The organism is Cupriavidus sp. H39 (assembly GCF_050271075.1).
Taxonomy (GTDB): domain Bacteria; phylum Pseudomonadota; class Gammaproteobacteria; order Burkholderiales; family Burkholderiaceae; genus Cupriavidus; species Cupriavidus necator_B.
The window spans coordinates 935,841-953,315 of sequence record NZ_CP189848.1 but is presented as its reverse complement, the minus strand read 5'-3'; the positions used below and the strand labels follow the sequence as shown (position 1 = coordinate 953,315).

The following is a 17,475-nucleotide window of genomic DNA, read 5'->3' as shown; positions in this document are numbered from 1 at the left end:
GTCACGGAACGGCAGGAAATCAGTGCGTGATGTTAACGCCCGGCCGGCGCGCGTGGGAGGCGCCGGCTTGTGCGAGTCGTTCAAAACTGCTGAAGCGGCGGGGCGCCGCGCACGCCCCGCCCGGCACTGCGGCGTCAGGCGGTCTCGCGCATCAGCTCTTCCTTGCGCGCGGCCATGGCCTGCGCCACGTCGCGCAGGTTGATCTTTTCCTTGATCACGTTCTTGAACAGCTCGCCTTCCTCTTCCTCGATGTGGTGGGAGACGTATTCCGACAGCACCGTGTAGTTGGCCTCGAGCATGTCGCCGGCCGGATCTTCCTCGATCGCGGCGATCAGGTCCTTGGCCACCTGGTGCTCGACCTGGGCTTCGTCGAGCATGTCGTCGATCTCGTCGCTGACGCCCCGCAACGCCGGATAGAAGATTTCTTCCTCGATGGTGGCATGCACGGTCAGCTGGTGGCACACCTCGAGCGCGATCGATTCCTTCTCGCCGCGATCGTCGGTGTCCTTGAACGCCTTGAACTGCTTCTTGGCGGCGCGGTGATCGTCCATCAAGGCACCGAGGGCCTCGGCCTGGTCTGCGGGGATCTTCGACTTGTCCACGGTTTTCTCCTGGTGGGGAGCCGGCACTCCGGCTTCGCCCCGGAACGCAGGCAGGTTCCGTGCCCGCGCTGCAGCAGCGCGGCGCCGCGCACACGGCGAGCCGGCCTGCCAGTCATTGCAATTCCTGCGCGAAGCCTTGTAATTGTGCCCGCGGCGGCGCGTGAGGCAACGCCCGAAATCGCGCATCGCGTTGCCGCGCCGGTATCACGTTGCGCCGCCCCGGCCATGCGCCGGGGCGCGCGGCATGAAAGTTGCGGCAGGACCCGCAAGCCGGAACAGATCCTCTGTCCGAACCGCCATCACCAGGGTGCGGCGTCCGCGCCGTCCGACACCATCATGCCGACCACCTTCCTCTACTCGAATTGCGCCGATGCCCTGTCGGCGGTCCAGGACGAACTGCAGGCCGCCAGCGCCGCCGGCTATGGCATCGACCCGCAACACGTCTTCTGGGAAGCCGCGCCGGCCTCGGTGCCGGCGTTGCAGCGCCCGCGCCTGCGCGCGCTGCAGCACCAGGTGCAGGCGGGCGACGCGGTAGTGGCGCTGCGCCTGTGCAGCCTGGGCTGGAGCGTGCCCGAAGTGCTGGCCACGGTCCGGCGTTTCCGCCTGCTGGGCGTGGCGCTGTACTGCGTGCAGCTGTCGCGCGACGACCTGGCCAACGCAACACCGCCTGAAGCGGTCGAGGTGTTGCGCGCGGTGGCCGCGCTGGAAGGCGCGACGCGCAGCGTGCGCGTGCGCGAAAGCCTGGCCGCGGCCAAGGCCATGGGGCGCCAGGTCGGCCGTCCGCCCAAGCACACGCCGGAACAGCGCCATGCCATCCTGGGTGCGCTCGCCGCGGGCTATTCGGTCAGCGAGACCGCGCGGCGCTTCAGCACGTCGCGCCAGACCGTGCTGCGCATCCGGGCCGCCGAGCCACTGGCGCAGCCCGCAGCGGCCGTCGCCATGGCAGACGCCGAAGAATCCGTCCCCGAAGCGGCCACGGAATGAAAGCCGCGGCTGTCACGTGCTGGGTGGTCGTGTCGCGCCCGGCTGCGCCAGGCTGTCTGCCATGACCGACCGCTCTTCCAACGCCACGCCCCTGCCCGCGGCACTGGTCGATACCGCGGCCACGCCCGCCATGCCCGCAACGTCCGCTGCGTCGGCAACGCACGAGGCGGCACCTCCTACGCGCTTCGCACGGCCCACCATGTTGCTGGAAACGCTGCTGGCGACGCGGCTGGAATTGCTCAGCCGCGACCACGCGTGGCCCCCGCATACGCTGGCGCAGCGGCGCGCCGTGCTGATGCGCTTGTGGGAGCAGCGCCCACCGGGCCTGTTCGAGCAAGGCGGCACCGCCGACAGCATCGCGCGCTGCCTGCACACCGCGTTTGCCGAGGCCGCCGCCGGACGCAGGCTGGAGGCGGCGCTGGAGTTCAAGCGCGCGTACTACCTGGTGTGCTGCACGGCCTCTTCCGGCGCCCGCGCGCGGCTGCATGGCGGCGGCCACAACGGCGGCGGCGACGGCGGCCACAACGGCGAGCCGGGCTAGCCCCCGCGTGCGTCGCCCGCGCCGGTCATCGTCACGCGCAGACGGCGCGCAAGGTCTCGTCCCATTCGGCCACGAAGCGGCCAATGCCAAAGCGTTCGCGCGCCAGGTGGCAGCCCCGCTCTCCCCAGACCCGCGCCAGTTCCGGATCATCCAGCAGCTCGCGCATCACGCTGACCAGCACGTCGGGGCGCGTATCGACATAGCCGTTGTGGCCGCTCTGGATCACTGTGACCAGTTCGGTCGTGGCCAAGCCCACCACCGGCACCCCCAGCATCATCGCCTCCACCACCGCCAGCCCCAGGCTGGTGTAGCGGATGGGGTTGAAGAAGAAGCGATAGCGCGCGACGAATGCCGCCAGGTCGGGGTTGGGCACCTCGCCCAGCCCGCCCGCCTGTTGCGCCGCCATGCCGACCAGGTCCAGCGGCACCTGCTCGCGCACCCGCGCGAACAGGTCGGCGCCAAGGCGACGGCCGCGCCGCGACAGGTTGTTGACCACGCTGATGCCGCGCGCCAGCTCACCGCTGTAGCGCACCGCCTCGTCGACCAGCACGCCGTGCTCGATCACGCGGCACGGGGTGACGCCGCTGTCCCACATCAGCGCATTGAACGGCGTCACGTGCACCAGCAGCATCGACGGGTCCTGCACCGGGTGGCGCGTGTTGGTCGGATGTTCCTGCGGCGGATCGTGCTCGAGGTAGATCGCCGGCAGCGCGCGCTGCGCGGCACTCAGCAGCGCCACGCGGTCGTGCGCGTAATGGTCGCGATGCTGGTACAGCACGCAGTCGAAGCGGCCGGCCGGGACGGCGTCGTAAGGCACCTCGTGCACGTTGCCGCCCCACGGCAGCGCGCCGCCGGCGCCGGCATAGCCCGGGGTGCCGTCAGCGCGCGTGACCAGGTACAGGTCGTGCGGGATCTGCGACAGGTAGTACAGGTAGTTCCCGTGCACGTGCCAGGTCAGGATGCGCAGCCGCCTAGCCATGGCCGCGCCCCTGCTGCGCCAGCGCCAGCGCGGCCTCGACCACGCATGCCACGCTGATATTCGACGCGCACGGGTGCCCCGCGACCGGGCAGCGCTGGTGCATGCACGGCCGGCATGCCGGCTGGTCGGCCAGCACGCGGTGCAGCGTGGTGTCGAGCGGTGCCCAGCGCGCGCTGTCGCTGCCGCAGGAGACCACCACACTGGGCGTGCCGACCGCCGCGGCGATATGCGAGGCGCCGGTGTCGTTGCACAGCAGCAGCCGCGCATCGCGGATCAGCGCGGCCAGCGTGCCCAGCGCGGTCTGCCCGCACAGGTTGACCACCGGCTTGCCGACGCGCCGCGCCAGCTGCGCCACCAGCGCCGACTCGTCGCGGCTGCCGGTCAGCACCACCTTCCAGTGGCGCCGCAGCGCACGGCCGGCCTCGGCGAAGCGCTCCACTGGCCAGCGCCGCGACAGCATGCGCGCCCCGGCGTGCAGGCAGACGTATTCGCCGGCCACCAGGCCATGCTCGGCCGCCAGCAGCCGCCAGCTGGCATGGTCGATCGGGCGCAGCGGAAACGCCAGGCTGCGGTCCGCACACGGATAGCCCAGCGCCTGCATCAGCGCCAGCAGCCGCTCCACCTCGTTGCCCTGCGGCCAGGGCACCAGCACGCCGGCGCGATCGCAGCGCGCCGCGGCGGGATCGGGGCAGAACCCGGCCATGCGCTTCGCGCCCAGCCGCTGCACCACGTCGTTGGTCAGCGCGCCGCTGCCGTGCAACTGGATCGCCAGGTCGAAGCGCGCCGCGTGCGCCGCGGCGTAGAACGGGCCCGCCGCGGCCTCTGCGCACGGTTGCTCGGGCATGCCCGGCGCGCCGGGAAAGACCATCAGGTCATCCACCAGCGCGCTGAAGCGGGACACGAACTCCTGCGCCCACGGCAAGCCGATCAGCGTGATGCGGGCCTCGGGCTCGCCGGCGCGCAGGGCGCGCAGCGCCGGCACCGCGCACAGCATGTCGCCCAGCTGCAGCGCGCGGAACACGGCGATGCGCCGCGCGCGCGCCGGCGCCGCGCGGCGCCGCTGCAGAGGCTGCGCCAGCGGCAAGGCCTTGACGGGTTCGACGCAGGCGCTCATAGGAACACCACCCGGAACGCCAGCGCGCCGCGCAGCCGCCAGTACAGCGACAGCGGCGGGATCAGCATGGAGGTGACCGCCATCTCGGCGACGTGGGCCGGCGTCAGCGCGGCGCCGCGCAGGCGCTGCACGCAGAATGCCGTGGTCAACCCCAGCCATAGCAAGCCTGCCGCCGCGGCCAGCACGGGTGCGCCCGCCAGCCACGCCGTGGGCGCGGCCAGCAGCGCCAGCACCGTCACGTAGTAATGCCATGGCGGTACGCGCCGGATGCGCTGCCGGTACAGGCGCGGATGCTTCTTGTACAGCAGCGCGTCGAAGTACACCTTGGCCTGTGCCGCCATGCTGCTGCCCCATGCGGCCGGCCGCACCGGATGCGCCACCACGGCCGCCGGCGCGCGCCCCACCGGGCACACCTGCTCGATCAGCCGGAACTGCAGGTCCGAATCCTCGCGCCACGCCCGCGTAAAGCGCTCGTCGAAGCCGCCGATGCGCCGCAGCGCGTCGCGCCGGACGAAGCAATTGGCGGTGACGAACTCGGCGTGCGCGAGGCCGCCGGTATCGCGCTCGTGGTCGGTGGGCCGCGGCGGCAGCGGCACGAACACCGTGCCCGCTACCGCGCAGCACTCCGGCTGGTCCGCCAGCGCGGCGCAGCCCGCTTCGAGCCAGCCGGGATCCGGAACGGTGTCGTCGTCGGTGAACGCGATCACCGGCGCGCGCGCGCGGCGCCAGCCGGCGTTGCGGGCGCCCGAGGGCCCCTGCGTGCCCGGCACCGGCACATAGCGCAGTGCATGATGCGGATGCTGCGCGGCCATCAGCGCCACCAGCCGTTCGATGCGCGCCTCGCAGCCGTCGTCGGCGACGATCACCTCGTACGCCCACGCGGGCAGGCGCTGCGCGCACAGTGCCTGCAGGCAGCGGGCCAGCAGCGCCGGACGTCGCCAGGTCGGAATGACCACCGAGATGCTGGGCTCAGGCCGGTCCATGTGCGCCTCCGGCGGCGGGTTTCTCCAGCAGGAACGGGCCGATCACCAGCGCGTCCAGCGGCGAGGTCCAGAAGCATTCCACCGCATCGCGCGGCGTGCACACGATGGGCTCGCCGCGCGTGTTGAACGAGGTGTTGACCAGGATCGGCACGCCCGTGCGGCGCTCGAACGCCGCCAGCAGGTCGTAGTAGGCGGGATTCTGCTCGCGGCGCACGGTCTGCACGCGCGCGGTGCCGTCGACGTGGCAGACCGCGGGGATGCGCGCCGCCTGCTCGGGGCGCACGTCGTAGATGAACAGCATGAACGGCGCTTCGCCGCGGCCGGGCTTGGCCGCGCTGAACCAGTCCGGCGCACGCTCCTGCATCACCACCGGCGCCACCGGGCGGAAGTCTTCGCGGTCCTTGATCTGGTTCAGCCGCTGCTGCATGCCGGGATCGATCGGCGAGGCCAGGATCGAGCGCGCGCCCAGCGCGCGCGGGCCAAATTCCATGCGGCCCTGGAACCAGCCGATGATCTTGTTCTGCGCCAGCAGCTCCGCGGTCTCTGTGGCGAGGTCATCGAGCCGGCGGTAAGGCAGCTTGGCCCAGTCGAGGAAGGCCGCGATCTCGTCCTCGTCATAATCCGGCCCGAGGTAGGCATGTTCCATCGACCAGTGCCGCGCCGGCCGCCCCCTGTGCACGAAGTCGGTCCACAGCGCCGCGCCCAGCGCAGTGCCGGCGTCGCCGGCGGCCGGCTGCACCCAGACCTCGTCGAACGGGCTCTGGTCGCGCACGCGCGCGTTCATCACGCAGTTCAGCGCCACGCCGCCGGCCATGGCAAGCTGCCTTTCGCCGGTGGTTTCTGCCAGCCACGTGGTCATGCCGACCACGGTTTCTTCCAGCACCTCTTGCAACGAGCGCGCAATATCGAAATGCGCGGCGCCGAAGGCCTCGCCGCGCTGGCGCGGCGGCCCGAGCAAGGCGGCCAGGTCGGCCTGCGCCACGCGGTAGCCGCCCTCGGCATCGCGCCGGACCATGTCGCGGAACACGCCCAGATGCGCGGGCTGGCCGTATGAGGCCAGCGCCATCACCTTGTACTCGTCCGACGAATGCAGGAAGCCCAGGTGGCGGGTGACGCGTTCATACAGCAGGCCCAGCGAGTCCGGCAGGTCGATCTGCTTGATGCGCCGATAATCCTTGCCGTCGAACACGCCATAGCTGGTGGTGGCGCGCTCGCCGCGGCCGTCCATGGTCAGCACCGCGCAGCGCGCGAACGGCGCCGCCAGGAAGGCGCTGGCTTCATGCGCCATGTGGTGCTCGACAAAATGCCAGCGGAACGGCCCGTCATGCGTCACGCCGCGAAAGCGCGCGGCCAGGTGATGCGGCGCGCCGCTGGCCAGTTGCCGCGGCGTATTGACCACGTAGGAAAGGAACAGCGGATCCCACGGCGACTCGTGCCCGGTGGCCGCGCCCTGTGCCGAGGGCTCCAGCGGCAACGTCACGGTCGCGTCATGCCGGCGCGCCCCCAGCATCAGCTCGGGATCGTACGAGTAGGCGACGTGGTCGACGTCGCGCAGCACGATGCCGGCTTCGCCGAGGCAGTAGTCGATCGCGTGGAACGGCAGCTCCCACGCCGTGAACGGCACCGGGCGCTTGCCGTGCTTGATATGCGTAAAGCGCTCGTCCTCCGCCGCGGCGACGACCTCGCCATCGCGCACCAGGCAGGCGGCGGAATCATGGTAGGCGGCGTTAATGCCAAGGGTGTACATGGGCGGCCTCGTCGTGAGGAACAGGGTTGGTCGATCCGGCGTCCGGTATCGCCGGCGCGGCATCGGGACGCGCCGGCGCCGCACCGGTCCCCGCGTGCGGCATGCCGGCGCCGGGCCAGGGCAGCTCGACCGCGGGCATGCCGTCGGCATTGCCGCCCAGCAGTGCCAGCGCGGCCTGCACCGCGTGCGCGGCCGGCACGTCTTCGAGGCAGCGATGATGTCCTTGCGGGCACAGGCTCTTGTAGCAATAGCGGCACGGCACGTCGGCAAAGAGCGTGCGGTGCGGCACCTGCCAGGGCGTGTGCTGCGGATTGGTCAGCGCGTACAGGTCCACCACCGGCGTGCCCAGCGCGGCGGCCAGGTGCACCGGTCCGGTGTTGTTCGAGACCAGCAGGTCGGCCGCTTCCAGCAGCGCGCCCATCTCGCCCAGGCGCAACGCGCCGGCCAGCGGCACCACGCGCGCGTGGCCGGCGGCGGCGCATACCGCGCGCACGATGTCGTGCTCGGCGGCATCGCCGGTCACCAGCACATGCGCACCGGCTTTCACCGCGAGCGCGTGCGCCACCTGGGCAAAGCGCGCGGGGGGCCAGCGCCGCGACGGCGCACTGGCGCCGGGATGGACCACCACCACCGGCCCGCTGCGGCCTGCGCGGATGGCAGCCAGGCGCGCGGCCACCGCGGCGCGGTCAGGCGCCAGCACCCGGAAGCGCAGGCGCGTGTCGCGCGCGATCGCCCCGACGTGCGCGACCAGGTCCAGCTGGCGCTGCGTCTCGTGGCGCGGGCGCTGTCCCGGCTGCGCGCCGGGCTCGGTATCCGGCACCCAGTCGCTCAGCAGCGTGTACGGATTCTCGCGGCAGCACGCCAGCCGCAGCGGAATGCCGGCGAGCGCGCACAGGATCGCTGCCGGCAACGGGCTCTGGCTGTAGACGGTGAAGATCACGGCCGCATCGAAGCGAAAGCGCGCCAGCCAGCGTGCGCACGCGGCAATCTGCGGGCCGGGCGCGGGCGCGGCATGGGCTTCGCCGTGCCTGGCCCATGGCGCATCCCAGGGCAGCACGCGGCTGACCATCGGCAGGTGCGGCGCCAGGCCCGCCGCGCTGTGCGAGGTCAGCAGCGTCAGGCGCCGTTCCGGCAGCGACTCGGCCAGTGCCTGCATGGCGGGCGTGCTCATCAGCACGTCGCCCATATTGTCCAGGCGCACGCACAGCACGCTGCGCGCGGATTGCCAGCCGCTCATGGCGCCTCCGCGTAGCGTTGGGCCACGGCGCGGATGCGGGCGACGACAATGCGCGCGGCGGCATCGAGCGTGGGCACCACGTAGTCCGCCTGGCGCGCGGGCGACATCTGCCATTCGGTCTCGTTGCCGCAATCGACCAGCACGGTGCTGCAACCCGCACGCTTGCCGGCCTCGACGTCATTGAGGATGTCGCCGATCATCCATGAGCGCGCCAGGTCGAGCCGCAAGGCCGTGGCAGCCTGCAGCAGCAGTCCCGGCATCGGCTTGCGGCACAGGCATGCGCGCGCATAGGGCGCCACCTGCCCCGCGGGATGATGCGGGCAGTAAAGGAAGCCGGCGAGCGCGGCACTGTGCTCGGCAAACATCGCCGCCAGCCGCTCACGCACTGGCGCAAGATCCGCCTCGCTGTGCAGGCCATGGGCCACCCCCGGCTGGTTCGTCACCACCACCAGAGGCAGGCCCAATCCGCCTAGCAGCCGCAGGGCGGCGGCGGCGCCGGGCGCCAGCCGCATGCGCGCCGGATCCACGTTGTAGGGAACGTCGTCCAGCAGCGTGCCATCCTTGTCGAGCAGCACGGCGGCGCTGAGCGCGCGCCCGGGCACGATCGCGGCGCTCATGGCCAGGAGGTCTCCTTCATGGGCAACACCATCACCTCGGGGATCACGGTCTCTTCGGGCTGCGTCAGCACGAAGCGCACCGCGTTGGCGACGTTGGCCGGATCCTGCAGGTTGCCCTGGTCGATATCGGGAAAGCGGTCGAGCAGGAACGGCGTGCGCATGCCACCCGCCACGATCGCCGACACCTTGATACCGTGCGGCCGCAATTCCGCGTGCAGCGCATGCGAAAAGCCCAGCAGGCCCCACTTGGTGGCGTGGTAGGCCGAGGCATTGGGCCACGCGCGCTTGGACGCGGTCGAAGCAATGTTGACGATATGCCCCCCGCCCTGCGCCTTCAGCAGCGGCACGGCCGCATGCGCCATCAGGTACGGACCGTACAGGTTGACCATCAGCACTTTGCGCCAGGTCTCGGCATCGACCTCGTCCACCGGCAGCGTGATGTCGATGGCAGCGTTGTTGACGATACCGTCGAGGCGCTCGCCGCGCGCCCGCACCGCCTCGAAGGCGGCGCGCACGGAAGCGGGATCGGCGACATCCAGGTGCAGCGGCCAAGCGTGCGCGCCGGCTTCGGCCAGCGCGCCGGCGCTGTCGTGCGCCAGCTGGTCGTCGATATCGGCCACGATCACGGCCGCGCCGGCCGCGCTCAGGGTGCGGCAAATGGCGGCGCCCAGCCCCCTGCCCGCGCCACTGACCAGGTAAGTGCGGTCCTGCAGCGGCATGGCGGCCTCGGTGTGCGCGGCGGGGCGGGGCGGATGCGAAGTTTGCATGGTGGATTCCTTGGCCTTCGGTGTGTGGTGGACGGTGATTCGGACAACAAACGGACATCGGCGCTGGTGCCCTGGCGGTGGCGGCATGCTGCGTTCAGGGCAGGCATCTCTTCGTGCGCAGGCTTGCTGTCGGTGCGAAATGTGTGCCAACAGTCAGGCGAAGCCGCGTGCGCAGCCATCAGCCAGGCGGCTGGGCCCGCACGCAAGCGCCTTGCGCCACGGCCCGCAGCAGCATCGCCACACAGCCGGCAAAGGCCTCGTCGTACCAGGCGTTGGCACCGCTCACCGCCACTACGATGCCGTCCACCACCACCGCCCCGCCGAGCAGCGTGTCGTCGCTGCGCAGCCGGTGCGGGCTGCAGTGCACGACCTGCGCGCTGGCCATGCCGGTGCGCCAGCTGAGGCTGGCCTTGGCGCGCGCATAGCGGCTGTAGTCCGCGTCCCAGGCCTCGCGCGACGGCAGCGAGTGCTCTTAGAGGATCGCTTCCTCGAAGGCGCAATCGCCGGGCTGCAGCGTCGGATCCATCACGACCACATGCATGCAGCCGCTTTCGCCGACCGCCTTGTCGCGCAGCGAAGCTTGCAGCATCGGCAACGCCAGTTCGACCGCGCGCCGTGCCGCGGCAGGATCGCTGAACCGGCTTGCGCCGGCATGGGAGGCGCGGGGCGCCTGGCCGGCTTCAGGGGTGAGTGGCATGGGCAGCTCCATCGAGAGTTGGCAGCGCACGCCGCGCCGGCATCGCGTGCAGCGCGGCTTGCATCGGAGCCATCGACCCAGCAAACATCGGGCCGGTCGCAAGCCTGCGCTGGATGCGCTCGCCACTGAAAGATCCGTAAGCGCAAATTACAAAGCGGCGGCGTAAGAATGACCAAACCGGGCCGGGCGCGCGCCGGTGCGTCTTCTTCGCAATGCGGGCACCCATACCAGGAAAGAAGCGTTATATCGCCTCTCCATCGGTTCCCTAGTCCGATGAATTTTTTCGCCTTAATCGTCGGCAACTGCGGATGGCACGCTAGCTGCAAGAGCCACGGCCTCCCATCCCGCCCGCGTTCGCGGGCACGGCCGCAATACACCGGAGCCCACCATGCGCAAGATCGCGCTGATCAGCGAACATGCCTCGCCACTCGCCAGTGTCGGCAGCACCGACTGCGGCGGACAGAACATCTATGTGGCGCATCTTGCAAGGCAGCTTGGCAGCCGCGGCTACCAGGTCGATGTATTCACGCGGCGCGATAAGGCGCTGTTGCCAGAGGTGGTGGCGTTCGCACCCAACGTGCGCGTGATCCACGTCACTGCCGGGCCGCCGGTGCAGATCCCGAAAGAACAGCTGCTGCCCTATATGGAGGACTTCGGCGCGTTCCTGGCCGACTTCGTGCGCCGCGATGTCACCGGCTACGACGTGCTCCATGCCAACTTCTTCATGTCCGGGCTGGCGGCGCTGCGCGCCCGCCACGCGCTCGGCATCCCGCTGGTGATGACCTTCCACGCGCTGGGCAAGGTGCGCAGGTTGCACCAGGGCAGCACCGACGGCTTTCCCGACGAGCGCTTCGAGATCGAGGACACGCTGGTGCGCGAGGCCGACTGCGTGGTGGCGGAATGTCCGCAGGACCTCGACGACCTGGTCAACCTGTACAGCGCCGACCCCGCGCGCGTGCAGACCGTGCCGTGCGGCTTCGACGCCGCCGAATTCGCGCCGGTGCCGCGCGACGCGGCGCGGCGCGCACTGGGCTGGCCGCTGCACGGGTTTCGCGTGCTGCAGCTGGGCCGGCTGGTGCCGCGCAAGGGCATCGACAACGTGATCCGCGCGCTGGGCTGCCTGCGCCGCGACACCGACCTCGACGCCACCTTGTACGTGGTGGGCGGCAACGCCGAGCAGCCCAGCGTGCAAGCCACGCCGGAGATCGGCCGGCTGCAGGACGTGGCCAGCGCCGAGGGCGTGGCGGATCGCGTGGTGTTTACCGGCCGGCGCGGGCGCGACACCCTGCGCCTGTTCTACAGCGCTGCGGATGTCTTCGTGACCACGCCGTGGTATGAGCCTTTCGGCATCACGCCGGTGGAGGCGATGGCGTGCGGCGCACCGGTGATCGGCGCCGACGTCGGCGGCATCCGCTCCACGGTGGTGGACGGGCACACCGGCTTCCTGGTGCCGCCCAAGGCGCCGGCGGCGCTGGCGGCGCGGCTGGCGCAGCTGGCCGCGAATCCTGCGCTGGCGCGCCAGCTGGGCGAAGCCGGCCGGCACCGCGCGCAGGCGCATTTCACCTGGGCCGGCGTGGCCCGGCAGATGGAAGCGGTCTATGCGCGCGTCTGTGCCGGCGCCCCGGCGCTGCAAGCAGCGGCCGGCCGTGCCGCGGCCTGAGGCTGGCGGTAAATGCAAGCCACCCAGTGCAAGTCAATCGAAGGAGAGCGGAAATGAAGGAAAGCGATCGCAAGCGCATCCTGGTCACCGGGGGCGCGGGATTCCTCGGCTCGCACCTGTGCGAGCGGCTGGTGCGCGCCGGGCAGGACGTGCTGTGCGTGGACAACTTCTACACGGGCACCAAGGAAAACATCGCGCACCTGCTCGGCCGGACCAATTTCGAGCTGCTGCGCCACGACGTCACCTTCCCGCTGTATGTCGAAGTCGACGAGATCTACAACCTGGCGTGCCCGGCCTCGCCGGTGCACTACCAGCACGATCCGGTGCAGACCACCAAGACCAGCGTCAACGGCGCCATCAACATGCTGGGACTGGCCAAGCGGCTCAGGGCGCGCATCCTGCAAGCCTCCACCAGCGAAGTCTATGGCGACCCCGAGCACCATCCGCAGCAGGAAGGCTACTGGGGCCACGTCAATCCCGTGGGCATCCGCTCCTGCTACGACGAAGGCAAGCGCTGCGCCGAGACCCTGTTCATGGACTACCACCGCCAGCACGGGCTGGACGTGCGCATTGCGCGCATCTTCAACACCTACGGGCCGCGCATGCACCCCGCCGACGGCCGCGTGGTATCGAACTTCATCACCCAGGCGCTGGCCGGGCAGCCGCTGACCGTGTACGGCGACGGCGCGCAGACCCGTGCCTTCTGCTACGTCGACGACATGGTCGACGCGCTGGTCCGCCTGATGGAGGCGCCGGCGAGCGGCACGCCGGTCAACCTGGGCAACCCGTGCGAGACCACCATGCTGCAGATTGCGCAGGCGGTGCTGCGCGCCACCGGTTCGCAGTCGGCCATCGAGATGCGCCCGCTGCCGGCCGACGACCCGCACCAGCGCTGCCCCGACATCACGCTGGCGCGCCAGCTGCTGGGCTGGGAGCCGCACACCGCGCTGGAAGACGGCCTGCGCCGCACCGTGGATTACTTTGCCGCGCGGCTCGCCGCCCAGGCGCATGCCGCCGGCGCGCCGGGCAACGTGGTGCCGGTGTCCGCCACCGCGCGCGAAGCGCGTGCCGCGCTCAGTTGACGGCGTGCCGGAGCGCGCGAGGGGGCGGCATGGGCACGGCGCTGGTGGTCGATCTCGCCGCCCCGGTGACCGTGATCTCGCCGCACCTGGACGATGCCGTGTTCAGTTGCGGCGGGCTGATCGCGGCCGCGCGCGCGGCGCGCGTGGTGACCGTGTTCGCGGGCGTGCCGCCCGCGGACCTGCCGGCCCCCGACTGGGACCAGGCCGCCGGTTTTGCCAGCGCCGAACAGGCGGTGCTGTCGCGCCGGCGCGAGGACAACCACGCGCTGACCATGCTGGGCGCGCACGCGGTGTGGCTGGAGTTCTGGGACAGCCAGTATGGTCGCCGCTACACCCCTCAACAGCTTGCCGACGCCCTGCACACCGTGCTGCTGACGCAGACCGAGGGCGTGGTGGTGGCCCCCCTCGGGCTGTTTCATTCCGACCATGCGCTGGTGCATGATGCCTGCCGGCTGCTGATGCTGGCCACGCCCGCGTACGGTCCGGCGTGGAGCCCACCGCCCGTGCAGTGGCTCTACTACGAGGACGCGATCTACCGCCGCATGCCCGGCCTGCTGCAGCAACGGCTGGCGCAATGCCGGGACAGCGGCCTGCGCGCCACGCCGCTCAACCTGCCGGTGACGCAGTACCTGACGCAAAAGAGCTATGCGTTGAACGCCTATCAGAGCCAGCTGCAGTTGTTCAGCGAAGACAAGCTATGCGACCTGTGCGCGCCCGAGCGCTACTGGATGCTGCAGCCGGCCGGCGCCGACCCTGCCTGAGCCATGCCAACCCCAATGCCGATACCAACCAACGCTCCCCCTGCCCGCCTGTCCGCGCGCGCCGCCCCTTGCGACATCAGCGTGGTGGTGCTGACGCACAACCGTCGCGATACGGTGCGCACCGCGCTGGCGCGCCTGAGCGCGCTGCCCGAGCGCCCGCCCATCGCGGTGGTCGACAACGCCTCGGACGATGGCACCGCGGCCATGGTGCGGCGCGAGTTTCCGCACGCGGCGCTGCTGTGCAGCGCGTGCAATCTCGGCGCGGCCGGCCGCAACCTCGGCGCGGACTGGGCCCGCACCCGCTATGTCGCCTTCTGCGACGACGATTGCTGGTGGGCGCCGGGATCGCTGTCGGCCGCCTGCGCGATGTTCGAGCGCCATCCGCGCGTCGGCGCGCTGACTGCGCGCATCCTGGTGGGCGAGCACCGCGGCGAAGACCCGACCTGCGCGCGCATGGCGGCCAGCCCCCTGCCCTCGGCGAGGCTGCCCGGCCGCGCCATCCTGGGCCTGATGGCGGGCGCCACCGCATTCCGCACCGATGCGTTCCGGCAGGCCGGCGGCTACCATCCACGCTTCTTCCTTGGCGGCGAGGAAACGCTGCTGGCGCTGGATCTCGCCGCGCATGGCTGGCAGCTGGTGTATGCGCCGCAGCTGGTGGTGCATCACCATCCCAGTCCGCTGCGCAACCCTGCGCAGCGCCGCTCGCTGCTGGCGCGCAATGCAATCTGGTCCGCCTGGTTGCGCTTGCCGTGGCATATGGCGCTGGAAGAAACCGCGGCGGCCTTGCCGCAGCTGTGGCGCTGCCAGGGATGGCGCGGCGTGGCCGAAATGCTGGGCGGCATGCCGTGGGTATGGCAGGAGCGGCGCGTGATCCCGCCAGAGGTGCTGACACTGCGGCGCCGGCTGCGCGAGCCGCGCGCCTGAGATGCGGCCGCGCTACGCTTCCTGCGTCGAGCGCACCGCCAGCGAACGGATCGCCGCCACCAGCTCGCCCACCCGCACCGGCTTGGACAGGTGCAGCTGGAACCCCGCCATCAGCGCACGCATGCGGTCCTGGGGCTCGGCGTGCCCGGACAGGGCGATCGCCGTCATGCGCTTGCCCAGCGGCACCTGCATCTGCGCTTCCAGCCGCCGCACCCGGCGCAGCACGGTGTAGCCGTCTTCCTCGTCAAGCGCGAGGTCGCACAGCAGCACCTGCGGCCACTGGCCCGGATGCGTGCCCGCCAGCAGCGCGATCACGTCATCGCCGCGCTGCTGCGCGATGGCATGGGCACCGTAGTCTTCCAGCGAGGCGCTCAGCACCTCGCGCGTGGGTTCGTCGTCGTCCAGCAGCAGCACACGCAGGCCCTTGAGCGCCTGCGCATCCGGCGCCTCGGGCGCGGCCTCGGTGGTTGGCTGCGTGGCCGGGGCGCGGCGTGGCTCGGCTTCCTGCACGGCGCGCATCGGCATCAGCAGCTGGTACGCGTGCGCCGCCCCGTCGGCAGCCAGCGCGACGCCGTGCTCGGCCAGCCATTCGTGCAGGCCCTGCACATCCGGCAACGGCAGGTCGCCCGGCGTGGAAGACAGCCGCAGGCCGGCCTGGCCGTCAAGCCGCTCGAGCCGCAACTCCAGCCGCCCGCCCGGCTCGACGGTGGCGATCATGTGCTGGCACAGCTCCCAGATCGCCTTCTGCAGCACGCCCGGGTCGCCGGTGACGCGCAGCTCCGACTCGCTCTGCACCGTGAACAGGTTGAGACGGCGCTCGGCGATCAGCTCGCGCAGCCCGTCGACCACGCTGGCGACCAGGATCTCGAGCCGCACCGGCTGCAGCGCCAGGCGCCGCTCGGCGCGCTCCAGTTCGCGCTGCTGCTGCTGCAACTGCCACATCTGCGTGTAGATGCCGCCGTGCTCCAGCAGCGTGGCGTGGTTGCCGTCTTCGACGATGCGGCCGTGCTCCATCACCAGGATGCGGTCGGCGTCGACGATGGTCGAGAGCCGGTGCGCGATGATCAGCGCGGTGCGTCCGCGCGCCACTTCGGACAGTTCCTGCTGGATCGCGCGTTCGGAGCGCGTGTCCAGCGCCGAGGTGGCCTCGTCGAAGACCACGATGGGCGGGCGCTTCAGCATCGCGCGCGCAATCGCCACGCGCTGGCGCTCGCCGCCCGACAGGCGCACGCCGCGCTCGCCCACCTGGGTTTCATAGCCGTCGGGCAGGCGGTCGATAAAGGCGTCGAGTTGCGCCGCGCGCGCCGCGGCGACGATGTCGGCGCGGGTCGCGCCTTCGCGGCCATAGCCGATGTTGTAGGCGATGGTGTCGTTGAACAGGATGGTGTCCTGCGGCACGATGCCGATCAGCTCGCGCAGGCTGCGCTGCGTGACCAGGCGCAGATCCTGGCCGTCGATGCTGATGCTGCCGCTGTCGGGCTGGTACAGCCGGAACAGCAGGCGCGCCAGCGTCGACTTGCCCGAGCCGCTGCCGCCCACCACCGCCACGGTCTGGCCGGCCCCGGCGCGGAAGCTGACGTCCCACAGGGTCTGGTGGCTGGGGTCGTAGCTGAAGTTGACGCGGTCGAACACGATCTCGCCGCGGGTCACGCGCAACGGCCGCGCGGCCGGTGCGTCGCTGTCCTCGCCGGGCTTGCCGTGGGCATCGAGCAGCGCGAACAGCCGCTCCACGTTGGTCATGGCGTCGTTCGACTCGCGGAAGATAAAGCCCAGCGTGTTCAGCGGCAACACCACCTGGATGATGTAGGCGTTGATCAGCACCAGGTCGCCCACCGACAGCGAGCCCTGGATCACCCGTTGCGTGGCCAGCAGCATCACCGCGCCGACGCCCACGGCAATGCACAGGCTTTGCCCGATATGCAGCGCCGACAGCGCATACTGGTTTTCCACGCTGATGCCGACCCAGCGCTGCAGCATCCCGGACAGCCGCCGGGTTTCGAAGGACTCGCGCGCAAAGAACTTGACGGTGTCGTAGTTGAGCAGACTGTCCACCAGCTTGCTGTTGGTGGTCGCTTCCATCGCATTGACCTGGCGCTGCACCCGCATGCGCCGCTGCGTGAAAACGTAGGTAAAGCCCGCGTACAACACGAACACGCCCAGGATGATGGCGGCGAAGGCCGTGCCATAGGCGCCGACCATGATGGCCAGCACCGACACAATCTCCATCAGCGTCGGCACGATGGTGAAGACCGCAACGCCCAGCAGGAACCCGATCGCCGCGGTGCCTTTCTCGAGGTCGCGGATCACGCTGCCGGTGGCCCGCTGCGCGTGGAAGCGCGCACCCAGCGCATGCAGGTGCGCGAACGCACGTTCCATGAAGCCCGCCACCGTGCTCTGCGTCACGTAGGCGAAGACCACGTCGCGCAGCTCGCTGAAGGCGTTGCCGAGCAGCCGCAGGATGGCATAGGCCAGCACCAGGAACACCGGCATGGTGACCAGCCCCAGGCGCGCCGCGTCGGTGCCGGCCGCGGCCGGCGTGACTTCATCGACCACCAGCTTGAGCATCAGCGGCACAGCCACCGCGCAGGCCTTGGCCAGCAGCAGCAGGGACACCGCGATCAGCACGCGGGCGCGGAAGCGCCAGATCGCGCGGAACAGTTCCGCGGCGATGCGGCGGCGGGAAGCGGGGCGGATGGTCTGGGGCATGCGCGCGGTTCAGGCGTCAGGCGTTTGGTGCAGCAGGCAAGGCTCCCGGCGCGGTGGCGTGGCCGCCGCGGGGT

15 protein-coding genes and 1 pseudogene are annotated in these 17,475 nt (G+C 70.9%); 6 read left to right on the top strand and 10 right to left on the bottom strand.

Annotated elements, in window-relative coordinates:
* Window positions 1-134 precede the first annotated feature (134 nt).
* On the bottom strand, window positions 135-602 hold the full coding sequence (locus ACOCMH_RS19865; RefSeq protein WP_427312659.1) for a hemerythrin domain-containing protein: 468 nt from the start codon (window positions 600-602) through the stop codon (window positions 135-137).
* A 336-nt stretch (window positions 603-938) separates the two neighbouring features.
* Here ACOCMH_RS19865 and ACOCMH_RS19860 point away from each other — a divergent pair, with 336 nt between their 5' ends.
* Entirely contained in the window at window positions 939-1,586 is a 648-nt protein-coding gene (locus ACOCMH_RS19860; RefSeq protein ID WP_427312658.1) for a recombinase family protein, read from the top strand.
* Between the two features lie 61 nt (window positions 1,587-1,647).
* Window positions 1,648-2,127 carry a hypothetical protein gene (locus ACOCMH_RS19855; RefSeq protein ID WP_427312657.1) on the top strand — a complete coding sequence of 160 codons (480 nt, stop codon included), beginning with the start codon at window positions 1,648-1,650 and terminating at the stop codon, window positions 2,125-2,127.
* 31 nt (window positions 2,128-2,158) lie between these two features.
* Here ACOCMH_RS19855 and ACOCMH_RS19850 read toward each other — a convergent pair whose 3' ends face one another.
* The 8 genes and pseudogenes from ACOCMH_RS19850 to ACOCMH_RS19815 form a co-directional block, all read right to left on the bottom strand.
* Window positions 2,159-3,106, bottom strand: a complete 948-nt coding sequence (locus ACOCMH_RS19850) for a glycosyltransferase (RefSeq protein WP_427312656.1) — start codon at window positions 3,104-3,106, stop codon at window positions 2,159-2,161.
* Window positions 3,099-4,100 carry a glycosyltransferase family 9 protein gene (locus tag ACOCMH_RS19845; RefSeq protein WP_427313326.1) on the bottom strand — a complete coding sequence of 334 codons (1,002 nt, stop codon included), beginning with the start codon at window positions 4,098-4,100 and terminating at the stop codon, window positions 3,099-3,101. The genes ACOCMH_RS19850 and ACOCMH_RS19845 overlap by 8 nt, the downstream gene beginning before the upstream one ends.
* A gap of 116 nt (window positions 4,101-4,216) precedes the next feature.
* Window positions 4,217-5,203 carry a glycosyltransferase family 2 protein gene (locus tag ACOCMH_RS19840; protein ID WP_427312655.1) on the bottom strand — a complete coding sequence of 329 codons (987 nt, stop codon included), beginning with the start codon at window positions 5,201-5,203 and terminating at the stop codon, window positions 4,217-4,219.
* Window positions 5,190-6,950 carry a carbamoyltransferase family protein gene (locus ACOCMH_RS19835; RefSeq protein ID WP_427312654.1) on the bottom strand — a complete coding sequence of 587 codons (1,761 nt, stop codon included), beginning with the start codon at window positions 6,948-6,950 and terminating at the stop codon, window positions 5,190-5,192. Before ACOCMH_RS19835 ends, ACOCMH_RS19840 begins: the two co-directional genes overlap by 14 nt.
* Window positions 6,931-8,187 carry a glycosyltransferase family 9 protein gene (locus ACOCMH_RS19830; RefSeq protein WP_427312653.1) on the bottom strand — a complete coding sequence of 419 codons (1,257 nt, stop codon included), beginning with the start codon at window positions 8,185-8,187 and terminating at the stop codon, window positions 6,931-6,933. Before ACOCMH_RS19830 ends, ACOCMH_RS19835 begins: the two co-directional genes overlap by 20 nt.
* Window positions 8,184-8,804, bottom strand: coding sequence for a D-glycero-alpha-D-manno-heptose-1,7-bisphosphate 7-phosphatase (locus tag ACOCMH_RS19825; RefSeq protein WP_427312652.1), 621 nt, complete (start codon window positions 8,802-8,804; stop codon window positions 8,184-8,186). Before ACOCMH_RS19825 ends, ACOCMH_RS19830 begins: the two co-directional genes overlap by 4 nt.
* Window positions 8,801-9,571, bottom strand: coding sequence for an SDR family oxidoreductase (locus ACOCMH_RS19820; RefSeq protein ID WP_427312651.1), 771 nt, complete (start codon window positions 9,569-9,571; stop codon window positions 8,801-8,803). Before ACOCMH_RS19820 ends, ACOCMH_RS19825 begins: the two co-directional genes overlap by 4 nt.
* A gap of 178 nt (window positions 9,572-9,749) precedes the next feature.
* A pseudogene (locus ACOCMH_RS19815) lies at window positions 9,750-10,268 on the bottom strand (hypothetical protein).
* 388 nt (window positions 10,269-10,656) lie between these two features.
* Between ACOCMH_RS19815 and ACOCMH_RS19810 the strand changes: the two are divergent.
* The 4 genes from ACOCMH_RS19810 to ACOCMH_RS19795 are packed head-to-tail and all read left to right on the top strand — an operon-like array spanning window position 10,657 to window position 14,695.
* The gene (locus ACOCMH_RS19810; protein ID WP_427312650.1) at window positions 10,657-11,928 is read left to right on the top strand and encodes a glycosyltransferase family 4 protein; all 1,272 of its coding nucleotides are present in this window, start codon (window positions 10,657-10,659) and stop codon (window positions 11,926-11,928) included.
* Window positions 11,929-11,981: 53 nt separating this feature from the next.
* Window positions 11,982-13,010, top strand: a complete 1,029-nt coding sequence (locus ACOCMH_RS19805; RefSeq protein WP_171514059.1) for a UDP-glucuronic acid decarboxylase family protein — start codon at window positions 11,982-11,984, stop codon at window positions 13,008-13,010.
* Between the two features lie 29 nt (window positions 13,011-13,039).
* Window positions 13,040-13,771, top strand: a complete 732-nt coding sequence (locus ACOCMH_RS19800; protein WP_427312649.1) for a PIG-L deacetylase family protein — start codon at window positions 13,040-13,042, stop codon at window positions 13,769-13,771.
* A gap of 15 nt (window positions 13,772-13,786) precedes the next feature.
* Window positions 13,787-14,695: a glycosyltransferase family 2 protein gene (locus ACOCMH_RS19795; protein WP_427312648.1), complete on the top strand. Its 909-nt coding sequence runs from the start codon at window positions 13,787-13,789 to the stop codon at window positions 14,693-14,695.
* 12 nt (window positions 14,696-14,707) lie between these two features.
* Here ACOCMH_RS19795 and ACOCMH_RS19790 read toward each other — a convergent pair whose 3' ends face one another.
* Complete coding sequence (locus tag ACOCMH_RS19790; RefSeq protein WP_427312647.1) at window positions 14,708-17,401, bottom strand: ABC transporter transmembrane domain-containing protein; 2,694 nt, start codon at window positions 17,399-17,401, stop codon at window positions 14,708-14,710.
* Window positions 17,402-17,475 lie beyond the last annotated feature (74 nt).

Coding starts and splice junctions, on each gene's coding strand:
- ACOCMH_RS19850 (WP_427312656.1), bottom strand. CDS start 3,106: ATGGCTAGGCGGCTGCGCATCCTGACCTGGCACGTGCACGGGAACTAC.
- ACOCMH_RS19810 (WP_427312650.1), top strand. CDS start 10,657: ATGCGCAAGATCGCGCTGATCAGCGAACATGCCTCGCCACTCGCCAGT.
- ACOCMH_RS19790 (WP_427312647.1), bottom strand. CDS start 17,401: ATGCCCCAGACCATCCGCCCCGCTTCCCGCCGCCGCATCGCCGCGGAA.
- ACOCMH_RS19825 (WP_427312652.1), bottom strand. CDS start 8,804: ATGAGCGCCGCGATCGTGCCCGGGCGCGCGCTCAGCGCCGCCGTGCTG.
- ACOCMH_RS19855 (WP_427312657.1), top strand. CDS start 1,648: ATGACCGACCGCTCTTCCAACGCCACGCCCCTGCCCGCGGCACTGGTC.
- ACOCMH_RS19820 (WP_427312651.1), bottom strand. CDS start 9,571: ATGCAAACTTCGCATCCGCCCCGCCCCGCCGCGCACACCGAGGCCGCC.
- ACOCMH_RS19795 (WP_427312648.1), top strand. CDS start 13,787: ATGCCGATACCAACCAACGCTCCCCCTGCCCGCCTGTCCGCGCGCGCC.
- ACOCMH_RS19835 (WP_427312654.1), bottom strand. CDS start 6,950: ATGTACACCCTTGGCATTAACGCCGCCTACCATGATTCCGCCGCCTGC.
- ACOCMH_RS19845 (WP_427313326.1), bottom strand. CDS start 4,100: ATGCTGTGCGCGGTGCCGGCGCTGCGCGCCCTGCGCGCCGGCGAGCCC.
- ACOCMH_RS19800 (WP_427312649.1), top strand. CDS start 13,040: ATGGGCACGGCGCTGGTGGTCGATCTCGCCGCCCCGGTGACCGTGATC.
- ACOCMH_RS19830 (WP_427312653.1), bottom strand. CDS start 8,187: ATGAGCGGCTGGCAATCCGCGCGCAGCGTGCTGTGCGTGCGCCTGGAC.
- ACOCMH_RS19805 (WP_171514059.1), top strand. CDS start 11,982: ATGAAGGAAAGCGATCGCAAGCGCATCCTGGTCACCGGGGGCGCGGGA.
- ACOCMH_RS19860 (WP_427312658.1), top strand. CDS start 939: ATGCCGACCACCTTCCTCTACTCGAATTGCGCCGATGCCCTGTCGGCG.
- ACOCMH_RS19840 (WP_427312655.1), bottom strand. CDS start 5,203: ATGGACCGGCCTGAGCCCAGCATCTCGGTGGTCATTCCGACCTGGCGA.